A 12,948-nucleotide genomic window follows, 5' to 3' on the forward strand; every position below is an offset into this window, starting at 1 on the left:
CATGATGATCGAAGATCTTGTCGAACTTCTTGCCGAGCCCGGCCAGCCGAATTTCTTCTACGACGCATTGGATGCCGCCCTTGCCCGCCGTGTGGGGCACAAACTGCTGACCTTGCTCTACAAGGACGGCGACGAAGTGGCGCGCGTCTATTCCAACATGCCGGACGTCTACCCGGTTTTCGGCCGCAAGCCGATGGGGATGACGCCCTGGGGCGACCTGGTGCTGCGCCGGCAGCAGCCGTTTCTCGGCCGCGATCGTGAGGCCATCAAATGGGCCTTCTTCGACCACGAACTCATCGAAAGTCTCGGGCTCGGATCGGCGATCAACATTCCAGTCGTCTATGACGGCGAGACGATCGGCACGATCAATCTGCTGGACGAGGAGTTCTTCTACACCGAGGAGCATGTCGGGATCGCGCGGCGGTTCGCGCCGCTCCTGATCCCGGCCTTCCTCGAAGCCCGCCGCGGCAACATCCCTCCCACCGCCTGACGAGGAACAACCGTGACCGCCTATCTTTTCGAAAACGCCCGCATCGTCGACGGAACAAGCCCCGAGGCCGGCGAGCCCGCAAGCGTGCTCATCGAAGGCAATATCATTCGCGAGGTGGGGCCATCAGTCAGAAGCGAGAGCGCCGAGCGGATCGATCTAGCCGGCCGCACGCTGATGCCGGGCCTCATCGATGCGCATGTGCATGTCATCGCCGGCATGGCCAATCTCGGCCAGAACGCGAAGCTGCCCGATCCGGTCGTCACCGTGCGCGCCTTCAAGATCATGGGCGAGATGCTGATGCGCGGCTTCACCACCGTTCGCGATCTCGGCGGCGCGACTTCCGGTCTCGCTGCGGCCGCAGCCGAAGCGCCATGGCCGACGCCGCGGCTCAATATCTGCGGCAAGGCGCTGTCCCAATCCGGCGGCCATACCGACTATCGCGGCCCCTATGACGACACGCCGGCACCGAAGACCGGCCACACGCTCGGCAATCTCGGCCGGATCTGCGACGGCGTGCCGGAGGTTCGCAAAGCGGCTCGCGAGGAACTCAAGTCCGGCGCCCATTTCATCAAGGTCATGGCGAATGGCGGCATCGCCTCGCCGACCGATCCCATTCACTTCCTCGGCTTTTCGCGCGAGGAGTTGATGGCAGCCGTCGAGGAGGCGGAGAATGCCGGCACCTATGTTGCTGCGCATCTTTATACGGACAAGGCGATCCGCCGGGCGATCGAATGCGGCATCCACTCACTGGAACATTGCAACCTGATCGCACCAGAGACGGCGAAGCTCGCCGTCGAGAGCGGCTGCATCGCCGTGCCGACGCTGGTGACCTACGAGAAACTCGGCGTCGAGGGTCCGGCGCTCGGCCTGCCGCCCGCCTCGATCGCCAAGGTGGATTCGGTGCGGCTTGCCGGCATGGAATCGCTTGCGATCATGCGCGAAGCGGGGCTCTCCATGGCTTTCGGGACGGACCTGCTTGGGGAAATGCATCGTCACCAGTCGGAAGAATTCGTCATCCGCTCCCGTGTTCTTCCCACCCATGAAGTGATCGCCGCCGCGACCCACGTCGCGGCGAAGCTGTTGCGGATGGAAGGGCAGATCGGCTGCGTCGCGCCCGGCGCCTTCGCGGACCTCATCGTCGTCGACGGCGATCCGCTCAAGGACATCTCGCTCCTGACCAGGCAGGGCGCGCACCTGCCGATGATCATGAAGGACGGCGTATTTATAAAACGCGGGTGATGGAAAAGGCTGGTTCCGGCTTCAGACCCCTTCGCCAGTCTCGCCGATATCCCAGTAGAGTCCCGCCATCATCGCCAGTCCCTCGCGGACGATCGAAATCGGCAGGTGCTCGTTCGCAGCGTGCTGCAGGCAGCCGGGATAGGAATGCGGAATCCAGATGGTCGGCAGGCCGAGCAGGTCGGAGAAGATATTGTTGGGCAGCGAGCCGCCCAAGTTAGGCAAGATTGCAGGCGGAGCACCCAGCGTCTTTTCGATCGAGGCGACGACACGTTTGACCCAGGGATGATCCGGATCGAGGCGGCTCGCGAGGAAGATCGCATCCGTCGGGTCCTTCACCACGACCCGGTCGTAACCGGCATCCTTCAGGGCCTTGCGGACGGCCGGGACGACTGCATCCGGATCGACGCCGACCGGAAAGCGGAGCTGCACGCGGGCGCGGGCCTTCGGCGGGATGGCGTAGAGTGGCTGGGCGAGGTTGCCGCATTCCATCTCCATCACCTCGAAAGAACTCCAGGCGAAGACCTTCTCCTCCGGCGTCAGCCCCGGCTCGCCCCACCAGGGCTCGATCGGCGGATCATCGGCAGCGGGAGTGATCCTGCAATCCTTCAGCGCGGCACGAACGTTTTCCGGGATGGAGCCGGGCGTCATCTCTCGTACCCTGATCTTGCCCGACCGCTCGACCAGTGCGGTGATGGCGTGGCAGAGCTCGATGCCGGGATTGGAGAGGATGCCACCCCAATTACCTGAATGCTGGAAACTTTCCCGCGCATTGATCTCCAGATGGAAGGACATGCCGCCGCGAGCGCCGAGGAAAATGGTCGGCCGGTCGAGGGCGAGCCGCGGGCCATCCGAAGCGATGAAGACGTCCGCCTTCAGCTCATCCTTGTGGGCGGCGCACATTTCTTCCAGCCCAAGCGAGCCGGATTCTTCGCCCATCTCGATCAGGTATTTGAGATTGAAGCCGAGGGAGCCCTTGACCGCCAGCAGCGCCTCGATCGCGGCGAGGTTCACCGCATGCTGGCCCTTGTTGTCAGCGGTTCCGCGGCCGTACCAGGAGCCGTTCTTCTCGGTCATCTCGAAAGGAGAGAGACCTTCTTCCCATTGGCCCTCAAGTCCTGCAACGACATCGCCATGGCCGTATTGCAGGACGGTCGTAAAGCTCGGGTCCTCGATCCGTTCTGCGAGCAGGAAGGGGCCAGGGGCCAACTCGTTCTCGTAGATCTTCGTGGTGAAGCCGAGCCGTTCGAAGAAGGGCTGCATATCCTCGGTCACGTAGCGCCAAAGATCCGGCTTGTGCGCGGCGACGCGGCTGGCGGATGGAATGGCTACCCGCTTGCGGAGCGCCGTCTCGAACGAGCCGTCATCGAGATAACCCACAGCCTTGTCGATCGTCGCCTGGCGGGTGGGGGCAGTCGTCATCGGGGCATCCTCGGAATTTCAGGCGGTCCTGGCCTTGGAGGCCGGTGGGATAACCTGTGCGTTCGACAGTTCGAGATCGAAATGGCAGCGGAACATGCCGCCGGTTCCGGCCGTTTTCTGCGGCGGTGCCGTGCTGCGGCAGATGTCCTTGGCGAAGGGACAGCGGGTGTGGAAGCGGCAGCCGGAGGGCGGAAAGGCCGGGTTCGGCAGCTCTCCGGCGATCGGGTGCAACGAGCGGTCGGAAGTATCCATATCCGGGGCCGCATCGATCAGGAGGCGCGTATAGGGATGGCGGGGCCTGAGGAAGAGCTCTTCCGAAGGGGCCTCCTCGACCAGCTCGCCGAGATACATGACGCCGATCCGATCGGCCATGATCCGCACGACCGAGAGATTGTGGGTGATGAACAGGCTGGTCAGCGCCAGGTTCTTCTGCAGGTCGCGCAAAAGGTTGAGGATCTGGGCCTGGACGGACACGTCGAGCGCCGAGGTCGGCTCGTCGAGGATCAGGAATTCCGGTTCGCCCGCGAGCGCGCGGGCGATGCAGATTCGCTGGCGCTGGCCGCCCGAAAATTCCTGCGGATACTTCTCCGCATCCGCCGGGGACAGGCCGACCTGGGTCAGCAGTTCGTCGACGCGGGTGCGGATCGCCGCGCGGCCCCGGCGCAGCTTATGGACACGGATCGGTTCGGCAATGATATCCTCGATCGTCCAGCGGCCGTTCAGCGAGGAATAGGGATCCTGAAAGATCATCTGCAGGCGCGGCGTCCTTCCGGCTCCATCCTTGCGGAAGGCGATCTCGCCGGACGTCGGCTCCATGAGGCCGGAGACGAGGCGGGCCAGCGTGGATTTGCCGCAGCCGCTTTCTCCGACGAGGCCCACGGTTTCGCCATGCCGGACGGTGAGGCTGACGTCGCTGACCGCTTTGGTGCCGCCGGTATCGGTCTTTTTCAACCGCTCCAGAAGGCTCTGATTGCGGCGATAGACCTTGCTTACATGGTTGAGGGTGAGGAAATCCTGTGCGCTCATGCAGTTTCCCTTTCCAACGGGTGGAAACAGGAAAACGCAACGCTTTCCTCCGTGGTCAGCGGCGGGATCGCCGCGCGGCAGTCGCCCTCCGCCTTGAAACAGCGCGGATTGAACGCGCAGCCCGGCGCAACGGCTCCAAGCCCCGGCATGGCGCCCGGAATCTGGTCGAGCCGCACTTCGCCGTCGGCCGAAGGCATAGGAGTGGCCCGGATCAGGCCACGGGTATAAGGATGTTTCGGCGCGTTGAAGAGTTCGCCGACAGGGCTGATTTCGGCGACGCGGCCGGCATAAAGCACCGCCACGCGATCGGCCATCTTGGCGATGACACCGAGATCATGGGTGATCAGCATCATGCTTGCCCTGCTCTCGCGATGGAGGTCGCGCATGAGCTGCAGGATATGCGCCTGGACCGAGACATCGAGCGCCGTGGTCGGTTCGTCGGCGATGACCAGCGCCGGATTGGCGCAAAGCGCAAGCGCGATGACGATGCGCTGCCGCATGCCGCCGGAAAGCTGATGCGGATAACGCCTGAACTGGACCTCAGGGTTCGGCAGGCCGACGCGCTCGATCCATTCGAGCGCTTTCCTTTTCGCCTTTTCGCCGCCGATCTTCAGATGCGCCTCAATCGTGTCGCAGAGCTGACGGCCGATGGATATGACCGGGTTGAGGCTGGTCATCGGGTCCTGAAAGATGAAACCGATCCTGCCGCCGCGGACGCTGCGCATCGCCTTCGGCGAAAGCCGGTCGAGGCGTTCACCGGCGAGCGTGATCGTGCCGCCTGTGCGTTTCAGGGGCGGGACGAGGAGGTCGATGATCGCAGCGCCGGTGATCGACTTGCCCGCGCCGGATTCGCCGACGATGCCGAGCACCTCGCCCGGATTGACCGAGAACGAGACCTTGTCGAGAGCGGTGATCAGGTGGCCGTCGCGATTGATGGTGACGGTCAGGTCGCGGACGTCGAGAAGCGGTGTCGTCATGAGCGGCCTCTCAGTCGCGGATTGTAGACATCGCGCAGGTGGTCGCCGAGGATGTTGACCGAGACGACGAAGGCGACGAGCACGAGGCAGGGCCAGACGGATATCCACCATTCGCCGGATTGCAGGAAGTTGTTGCCGTTACGGATCAGCGTGCCGAGCGACGGGGAGGTGACCGGAATGCCGATGCCGAGGAAGCTCAGCGTCGCTTCGGTGATGATGGCGATGCCGAGGTTGATGGTGGCGATGACCAGCACCGGCGCCATGACGTTCGGCAGGATATGCAGCACGATGATGGAAAGATTGCTGCGGCCGGTGATGCGGGCCGCCGAGACATAATCCTGGTCGCGTTCGATCATCACCGAGGAGCGGATGGTACGCGCATATTGCACCCAGAAGGCGATGCCGATCGACAGGACCACGATGGTGATGGCGGTCGTGACGCTGCGCTCGGCACCCAGTGCCGCACGAGCTGCGCCATCGATGATCATGGCGAGCAGAAGGGCCGGGTAGGCGAGCTGGACATCGGCGACGCGCATGATGAAGGCGTCCACCTTGCCGCCGACGAAGCCGGCGATGAGGCCCAGGCTGCCGCCGAGCACGAGGCCGATGATGACCGACAGGAAGCCGACGATGATCGAGGTGCGCATGCCATAGGCCATCGCCGTCAGAAGATTGCGGCCCTGATCGTCGGTGCCCAAAGGGAAGTCCGGCATACCGTCGGCCATCCACATGGGTGGAATGAAGCTGTCCATCACCGACATGCCGGAGAATTCGAACGGGTTCAGCGAGACCAGCGGCGTCACGAATGCGTAGATGAGCAGCGCGAAGATGATGAAAGCGCAGAAGGTCGGGCCTGGCGCCCTGCGCATGGCGCGCAGGAGTTTCGACAGACGGCTGCGGCGTGCTGCCGGAACGGACGGCGTGTTGACGACAGGCGTCATGATTGCCTCCTCAACACGCGGGCGTCGATCAGAGGATAAAGCAGCTCGACGATGAGATTGATGATCATGAAGACCAGGCCGACGAAGATCAGGTAGATGGCGATGACCGGAATGTCGGCGGCCTGGATCGATTGCAGGAAGAGCGAACCGAGGCCCGGCCAGGCGAAGACGTTTTCCGTCACCACGGAGAAGGCGATGATATTGCCGAGCTGCAGGCCGAGCATGGTGATGACCGGCAAGAGCGTGTTCTTGATGGCGTAGACATACCAGATGCGCGCTTCCGACAGGCCGCGGGCGCGAGCGAAGCGGATATGCTCGCTCTGGCCGACCTCCATGAGCTGCGTGCGCAGCATGCGGATGATGAAGGCGACCTGGAAGGTGGAGAGCGTCGCGGCCGGCAGGATGATCGCCCGCCAGCCGGAAACGGAGAGCAAGCCCGTGGTCCAGAAGCCGAGATCGACGACCGTGCCGCGCCCGAAGGAAGGCAAGAGGCCGAGCTGCACGGAAAAGACGGCGATCAGCAGCAGGCCGACGACGAAATTCGGCAGGGTGATGCCGGCCGTCGAAATCAGCATGATGAAGCGGCCGAACAGCGAATTCGGGTGGACGCCGCAGTAAATGCCCGCCGGCACTCCGACCAGAATGGTGATCAGCAGGCTGACGAACGCGAGTTCGATCGTCGCCGGCAGGCGTTCGGCGATCAGATTGGCGACCGGATCCTGCGTGCGGTAGGACATGCCGAAATCGCCCTGCAGGAGATTGCCGAGAAAATGCAGGAAGCGCGTCCCGAGCGGCTGGTCGAGGCCAAGCCTGGCGATCAGTTCCATGCGCTCGTTGACGGTCGCGTCCGCGGAGAGAAGCGCCGCCAGGGGGTCGCCGATATTGGCGACCAGCAGGAAGGCGATGAAGCTGATCACGAGCAGGACGATGATCGTCTGTACGATCCGTGACGCGGCATAATTCAGCACTACGAAATCCTCAGCAGCAGGTATCCCCGAGCTGGTCAAGAAAGGCGACGCAGCGTTCGAGCTCGGAAATCGCAACCGACTCGTCCGGCTGGTGCGCGTCGGCGATATCGCCCGGACCGATGACGACCGATGGGACGCCGGCGATCTGGAAGATACCCGCTTCCGTGCCGTAGGGAACATAGCGAGGTTCCGCCCGTCCGAGAAGCGCCAGGAGCTCCTTGTCGAGTGCCGGATCGTCGTTCGGCTTCAGGCCGGGAATGCGCGCCTGCACATCGAAGGCGATGCCGCATTCCGGATCGACCGCCTTCATCGCCGGTTCGAGCTGTTCGGATGCGAAGCGTCTCATGTGCTCCAGCACCGCCATGTCGCTCTGACCCGGAATGATGCGCATCTCCCAGAAGAACTCGCAGCTTTCGGAAACGATGTTGCCGTGAAGGCCGCCTTTGATGACGTTGACCTGAATGGTCGAGTAGGGCGGGTCGAGCCCCTCGAACTGCGGACCGTTGCGCATGTCCTCGCGGATGCGGTTTATCTCGGCGATCATGTCGCCGGCAGCCATGACCGCATTGACGTAACGGTCCGGCTGGGAAGAGTGGCCCGGTTTGCCCTTGATGCGGCACCAGCCGATAAGCCCGCCCTTGTGGGCGGCGATCAGATCCATGCCGGTCGCTTCGCCGATGACGGCGAGACGCGGTTTCAGGTCGCTTTGTCCCACCCATTCCGCCATGCTGCCGACGCCGGTGCAGCCCACCTCCTCGTCATAGGAGAAGGCGAGATGGATCGGTTTCTTGAGGTTCTTTTTCGCAATGACTGGTGCGGCGGCGAGACAGCAGGCGAGAAATCCCTTCATGTCGGTCGCGCCCCGGCCGATCAGCCGGCCGTTCGCTTCCCTGAGCGTCCAGGGATCGCCGGTCCAGGCCTGGCCTTCGGTGGGCACCACATCCGTATGACCGCTGAAGATGATGCCGCCGGGCGTTTCCGGCCCGATGCTGACAAGCACATTCGCCTTGTCGCCTTCGGCATTGGGAAAACGCCGGACGCGCCCCCCGAAGGGAGCGGTCTGGTCTTCGACATACTTGATCAGGTCGAGGTTCGAAACGGCGCTGACCGTCGGGAAGGAGACAAGTCCCGCGAGCTGCTTCGTAATGTCCTGCTTCATGATACCGGCGGCAATGGTCATTACTTCACCGTGAAGTAGCGCAGCGGGTAAGCAAGGTCGGCGGGCTGCACGACGGTGACATTGTCCTTCACGCCCCAGAGAATGTTGAGCTGGTGAAGCGGAATGAAGCCGACGTCCGCCTTGATGAGCTTGAAGGCCTGCTTGATGAGATCCGTGCGCTTCGCCTGATCGGTCTCCTTGCCGATCGCGTCGATCAGCTTGTCGACTTCGGGATTGGAATAACCGCCGATGTTGAAGGCGCCGAGGCCGCTTTTCGGGTCGCGGGTCGCGGCGATCGAGGTCAGGAAGATGTGGGCGTCATAGGTCGCGGGCGAATAACCCAGCATGGCGAGGCTGGTATTGTATTCCGGCGGGTTGACCTGGGTGGCCCAGCGGCTGGTCGCCTGGGCGCGCGGCTCGACCTTGATGTTGATGCGGGCGAGCGAGGCTGCGACCGCAAGGCAGGTCGGCTCGTCGTTCATGAAACGGTCGTTGGTGCAGTCGAGCGTGACGGAGAAGCCGTTCTCATAACCGGCTTCCTTCATCAGGGCCTTGGCCTTGTCGAGGTCAGGCTTGACCGGTGCGCCGAGCTCCGGGTCGAAGCCGTTGATCTCCTTGCCGATCGGCAGGCCGACCGGAACCGAATAGTTGCGCATGATGCGCTTCTGGATCGCGCCCGTGTCGATCGCCAGTTCCATCGCCTGGCGGACTTTCAGGTCCTTGAACGGGTTCTTGGTCTTTTCGCTGCCGAAGATCAGGCTGTCGCGGGCGACATCCGGCTGGACATAGATGGTGCGAAGATCCGGGCCCGCCTGCACGCGTAGTCCTTCGGTCTTCTCGATGCGCTCCGCATCCTGCGGCGGAACGCCGTCGATCATGTCCACTTCACCGGAGATCAGCGCCGAGACGCGCGTGGAAGGGTTCGGGATCACGAAGAAGGTGGCGTTGTCGATATTGCCGGTCTTCTTGTCCCACCAGCCCGGATTGGTGGCGAAAACGGTCTTCACACCTGGATCGCGTTCCTTGATGACGAAGGGTCCGGTGCCCATGGCGTTGCGGTTGGCGAAGGTCTCGGTGGCGTTGTTGGCCGAACCCGGCTGGACAGCGCCGTTCGCCTCGGCCCATTCCTTGTCCATGATGAACCAGTTGGTGATCTGGTTCGGCAGGATGGGATTGACGGCGCGGGTCTTGATGCGGACCTTGTAGTCGTCGACCTTCTCGATCGAGGCTATCGAATTGAGGTTGGCCTTGATGCCGCCGGCCTGGCCGCGCGTCAGGGAGAAGACCACGTCATCGGCTGTAAAAGGATTGCCGTTCGAGAACTTGACGTCCTGGCGGAGGTTGAATTCCCAGGTGGTGCCGTCGACCTGCTTCCAATCGGTCGCAAGCGCCGGTTCCAGCTTCTGGTCGGCGCCGCGGCGAACCAGCGGTTCATAGACATTAGCGAGCACGGCGAAAATCAGCGTGTTCGAGACCGCATGAGGATCGAGCGTATAGGCATCGAGCGGGCCTGCGAATTTAAAATCTGCCGCTTGAACATTGGCGGCCAGCGGCGTCGCCATGGCTGCGGCGATCGTGCCCAGCAGCATCTTACGTTTGAATGCGGAAAACGAGAAAGACATCATGCTCTCCTAAGCGCGCCACGAGAAAATGCGAATGCGGGGCAAACGGTGCCAGATATTTTAAATTTAAAATACCGGTGCGAAGGAAGCTCATAAGGTGCGGACATGCAGCGTTCCCTGTCGTTGCTTGAATGCCTACTTGCGAGGCTTAGGGCAAACAATAGGCGATTTCCGGAAACATGCAAGCATGTTTGATCAAATGAGCGAAACTCTTTTAGGCGAGCAAATGTGCAGGCAGTGGAAAACCTTCTGCTCGCCTCAGTTGACGGGAAGATGCGATAAATTTCAATGCTTTATTTTAAAGGAGATTTTCTCGGGCTCAGTTGCTGGCGAACATCGGGCCGCCCTTGTAGGCGGGAAAGCCGTAGCCGTTGATCATCACGAGGTCGATATCGCCCGGCCGGGCGGCGATGCCTTCGGCAAGCAAGGCTTCGCCTTCCGCCGCCATGGCGTCCAGCAGGCGTTGGAGAATCTCGTCCTTGGAGAAGGTGCGGGGCGTGATGCCCTTCTTCGCCCGGGCAGCTTCGATGATCGCCGTCACTTCGGGATCGATCGCCCTCTTGCCTTCCGGATAGGCGTACCAGCCGCGACCGGCTTTCTGGCCGAAGCGGCCTGCCTCGCATAGGGTATCAGCGATCTCGACATAACGGATCGAGGGATCGCGGGTGGCTGCCTGCCTCTTGCGGCGCGCCCTGGCGATTTCCAGCCCCGCCATGTCATAGACGGCGAAGAGGCCCATCGGAAAACCATAGTCTTCCAGCGCGGCATCGATCTCGTGCGGCAGGGCGCCATCCTCCAGAAGGAATTCGGCTTCACGGCGATAGGCGGAAAAGATGCGATTGCCGATGAAGCCCTCGGTGACGCCGCTCACGACCGGCAGTTTGCGCAGCTTCCTGGCGACGGCGAGCCCGGTCGCCAACACATCGGGTGCAGTCTTCGTACAACGGACGACTTCGACGAGCCGCATGACATGCGCGGGCGAAAAGAAGTGCATGCCCAGCACGCGGCCCGGGTAAGCGGTGGCAGCAGCGATTTCGTCGGGGTTCAGGTAGCTTGTATTGGTCGCCAGCACCGCATCCGGCCGGATGACTTTATCGAGCCGCCGGAAGAGATCGGTCTTGACGGCGAGGTCGTCGAAAACCGCTTCGATGACAAGGTCGCAAGGAGCGAGATCGGCATCCGAGGCGGTCACTGAAAGCTTGGCCTTCCGGGCTTCGAAACCGGTTTGATCGAGGCGGCCGGATGCAAGGTTGCGTTCCAGCAGGCCGATAATGCGTTCCCGTCCCTTTTCAGCGGCTTCCGGCGTCTGGTCGAGGCCGATGACCGTATATCCGGCACCAAGCGCCGCGACCGCGATGCCGCTTCCCATCAGGCCCAGACCGCAGATGCCGATCGTCGAGACCGGGCGGGCCTCAACGCTTTCCAGACCCTCGACCTTGGAGGCTTCCCGTTCAGCAAAGAAGACATGGCGGAGCGCTGCGGCCTCGCGGCTGTCACGGAGCGCGAGGAATGTGGCGCGCTCGTCCGCCAGGCCTTCAGCGAGGGGACGCGTCGAAGAGGTAACGAGCCGCACGACTTCGGCCGGTGCTTTCTGGCCGCGTGACTTGGCGAGGATCTTTGCCGAGGCCTTTTCGATTTCGGCCGGATCGGCTGTGGCGACGGTCAGTCCGCCCGTGCGATGGAGCGGTTTGCCGGCAAGCTTCCGCGCGGCCGAAACGGCAGCTTCCAAAAGGTCACCGGAGGCGATCTCGTCGATTATACCGAGCGAGTGGGCCTCTTCGGCCTTCGCGGAGCGGCCTGAGGCGATGAGATCGAGCGCTGCCGGTATGCCGATCAGGCGCGGCAGACGCTGCGTGCCGCCGGCGCCCGGTACGATGCCAAGCTTCACCTCGGGCAGGCCGACCTGGGCAGCGGCGGAAGCAACGCGATGGTGGCAGGCAAGAGCCAATTCCAGTCCGCCGCCGAGTGCAACGCCGTTCAGCGCCGCAACGACCGGTTTGGAGAGAGCCTCGATCTTTTCGATGACGGCCGGCAGCGTCGGTTCGATGGCCGGCTTGCCGAATTCCTTGATATCCGCACCGCCGATGAAGGTCTTGCCGGCGCCGGTGATGACGACGCCCGTCACATCGGCTGCCGCTTCCGCATGGGAAAGCGCACGTTCGAGCCCGGTGCGGACATCCGCGGATGTCGCGTTGACCGGGGCATTGTCGATCGTGACGACCAGGATCCCGTTACTGGCTTTAACCGAGTTTGGGGCCGAAACCGTTGACGAAAATGCGGTCGTCTCGCTCATGGTCTTCAATCCGGAATGACGGCGGTTGCCTGGATCTCGATCTTGGCGCGATCTTCCACCAACGCCACGACCTGCATGGCGGCCATGGCCGGGAAATGTTTGCCCATGATCTCGCGATAGACCTGGCCAATGCCCTTCAGGTTATCGAGGTATTCGGTCTTGTCGGTGAAATACCAGGTCATCGTGGTGACGTGTTCCGGCCCTGCGCCGGCTTCGGCAAGCACGGCCACGACGTTGGAAAGCGTCTGACGGACCTGGCCGACGAAATCGTCGGTTTCGAACCGGCACTCAGCGTTCCAGCCGATCTGCCCGCCGACGAAGACCTGGCGGCCGGTGGCGGCGACGCCATTGGCGTAACCGATCGGTTTGGCCCAGCCTTCAGGCTGCAGAATCATGTGCATCTTTCTTCTCCAAATGCTGTGTGAGCGCTGCGCGCATATCGTCCGGCCAATGACAGGCCTTGTGTGTTTCGAGGGAGGTGGCGACCAATCGCTGCTTCGCAGTCCAGAGCAACCGGCCGCCCGCCTTTATCTCGTGTTCGAGGTCAACCGAGCTGTTGCCGATCCGGACGACCCTAACGGTGAAATTCATCATGTCGCCGTGAAAGCCAGGACTCTTGAAGGTGAGATCCAGCGTCACGGTCGGAAGACCGATTTTCCGTTCGTTGATCATTTCCGGCCAGGCAAAGCCGATCGCCCTGAAGAACTCCTCGTAAACCCCGACGAGAATGTTGAGATAGGACGGGAAGTAGGCGATGCCGGAAGGGTCGCAATCTCCGAAGTTCAAGTGGCGGGACGTGGTGTAAGCCATGATC

At 62.6% G+C, this 12,948-nt stretch carries 12 protein-coding genes; 2 read left to right on the forward strand and 10 right to left on the reverse strand.

Annotation, left to right across the window (positions count from 1 at the left end; genetic code table 11):
- Position 1: 1 nt before the first annotated feature.
- Both QTA58_RS10025 and QTA58_RS10030 read left to right on the forward strand, forming a co-directional pair.
- Complete coding sequence (locus tag QTA58_RS10025; RefSeq protein WP_341850278.1) at positions 2–490, forward strand: GAF domain-containing protein; 489 nt, start codon at positions 2–4, stop codon at positions 488–490.
- A 12-nt stretch (positions 491–502) separates the two neighbouring features.
- Positions 503–1,729: an amidohydrolase family protein gene (locus tag QTA58_RS10030; RefSeq protein ID WP_289672653.1), complete on the forward strand. Its 1,227-nt coding sequence runs from the start codon at positions 503–505 to the stop codon at positions 1,727–1,729.
- A 21-nt stretch (positions 1,730–1,750) separates the two neighbouring features.
- Here the strand turns inward: QTA58_RS10030 and QTA58_RS10035 are convergent, their stop codons facing one another.
- From QTA58_RS10035 to QTA58_RS10080, 10 genes are all read right to left on the reverse strand, one after another.
- Positions 1,751–3,148: a M20 family metallopeptidase gene (locus QTA58_RS10035; RefSeq protein WP_289672654.1), complete on the reverse strand. Its 1,398-nt coding sequence runs from the start codon at positions 3,146–3,148 to the stop codon at positions 1,751–1,753.
- Between the two features lie 18 nt (positions 3,149–3,166).
- On the reverse strand, positions 3,167–4,174 hold the full coding sequence (locus QTA58_RS10040; protein ID WP_289672655.1) for an ABC transporter ATP-binding protein: 1,008 nt from the start codon (positions 4,172–4,174) through the stop codon (positions 3,167–3,169).
- Positions 4,171–5,151, reverse strand: coding sequence for an ABC transporter ATP-binding protein (locus QTA58_RS10045; RefSeq protein ID WP_289672656.1), 981 nt, complete (start codon positions 5,149–5,151; stop codon positions 4,171–4,173). The genes QTA58_RS10040 and QTA58_RS10045 overlap by 4 nt, the downstream gene beginning before the upstream one ends.
- Entirely contained in the window at positions 5,148–6,092 is a 945-nt protein-coding gene (locus QTA58_RS10050) for an ABC transporter permease (RefSeq protein WP_085419878.1), read from the reverse strand. The genes QTA58_RS10045 and QTA58_RS10050 overlap by 4 nt, the downstream gene beginning before the upstream one ends.
- Positions 6,089–7,057: an ABC transporter permease gene (locus QTA58_RS10055; RefSeq protein ID WP_289673100.1), complete on the reverse strand. Its 969-nt coding sequence runs from the start codon at positions 7,055–7,057 to the stop codon at positions 6,089–6,091. The genes QTA58_RS10050 and QTA58_RS10055 overlap by 4 nt, the downstream gene beginning before the upstream one ends.
- Positions 7,058–7,070: 13 nt before the next feature.
- Positions 7,071–8,240, reverse strand: a complete 1,170-nt coding sequence (argE, locus tag QTA58_RS10060; protein WP_289672657.1) for an acetylornithine deacetylase — start codon at positions 8,238–8,240, stop codon at positions 7,071–7,073.
- Positions 8,240–9,841 carry an ABC transporter substrate-binding protein gene (locus tag QTA58_RS10065; RefSeq protein ID WP_289672658.1) on the reverse strand — a complete coding sequence of 534 codons (1,602 nt, stop codon included), beginning with the start codon at positions 9,839–9,841 and terminating at the stop codon, positions 8,240–8,242. The genes argE and QTA58_RS10065 overlap by 1 nt, the downstream gene beginning before the upstream one ends.
- Positions 9,842–10,160: 319 nt before the next feature.
- Positions 10,161–12,134, reverse strand: a complete 1,974-nt coding sequence (locus tag QTA58_RS10070) for a 3-hydroxyacyl-CoA dehydrogenase NAD-binding domain-containing protein (protein WP_289672659.1) — start codon at positions 12,132–12,134, stop codon at positions 10,161–10,163.
- Between the two features lie 5 nt (positions 12,135–12,139).
- The gene (locus QTA58_RS10075) at positions 12,140–12,535 is read right to left on the reverse strand and encodes a RidA family protein (protein WP_289672660.1); all 396 of its coding nucleotides are present in this window, start codon (positions 12,533–12,535) and stop codon (positions 12,140–12,142) included.
- A complete protein-coding gene (locus QTA58_RS10080) occupies positions 12,513–12,944 on the reverse strand; it encodes a thioesterase family protein (protein WP_289672661.1) in 432 nt (143 codons plus the stop codon). Before QTA58_RS10080 ends, QTA58_RS10075 begins: the two co-directional genes overlap by 23 nt.
- Between the last annotated feature and the right edge of the window lie 4 nt (positions 12,945–12,948).

This window comes from Neorhizobium sp. CSC1952 (assembly GCF_030378245.1).
Lineage (GTDB): Bacteria > Pseudomonadota > Alphaproteobacteria > Rhizobiales > Rhizobiaceae > Neorhizobium > Neorhizobium oryzae_A.

Coding starts and splice junctions, on each gene's coding strand:
- QTA58_RS10025 (WP_341850278.1), top strand. CDS start 2: ATGATGATCGAAGATCTTGTCGAACTTCTTGCCGAGCCCGGCCAGCCG.
- QTA58_RS10035 (WP_289672654.1), bottom strand. CDS start 3,148: ATGACGACTGCCCCCACCCGCCAGGCGACGATCGACAAGGCTGTGGGT.
- QTA58_RS10040 (WP_289672655.1), bottom strand. CDS start 4,174: ATGAGCGCACAGGATTTCCTCACCCTCAACCATGTAAGCAAGGTCTAT.
- QTA58_RS10045 (WP_289672656.1), bottom strand. CDS start 5,151: ATGACGACACCGCTTCTCGACGTCCGCGACCTGACCGTCACCATCAAT.
- QTA58_RS10050 (WP_085419878.1), bottom strand. CDS start 6,092: ATGACGCCTGTCGTCAACACGCCGTCCGTTCCGGCAGCACGCCGCAGC.
- argE (WP_289672657.1), bottom strand. CDS start 8,240: ATGACCATTGCCGCCGGTATCATGAAGCAGGACATTACGAAGCAGCTC.
- QTA58_RS10065 (WP_289672658.1), bottom strand. CDS start 9,841: ATGTCTTTCTCGTTTTCCGCATTCAAACGTAAGATGCTGCTGGGCACG.
- QTA58_RS10070 (WP_289672659.1), bottom strand. CDS start 12,134: ATGAGCGAGACGACCGCATTTTCGTCAACGGTTTCGGCCCCAAACTCG.
- QTA58_RS10075 (WP_289672660.1), bottom strand. CDS start 12,535: ATGCACATGATTCTGCAGCCTGAAGGCTGGGCCAAACCGATCGGTTAC.
- QTA58_RS10080 (WP_289672661.1), bottom strand. CDS start 12,944: ATGGCTTACACCACGTCCCGCCACTTGAACTTCGGAGATTGCGACCCT.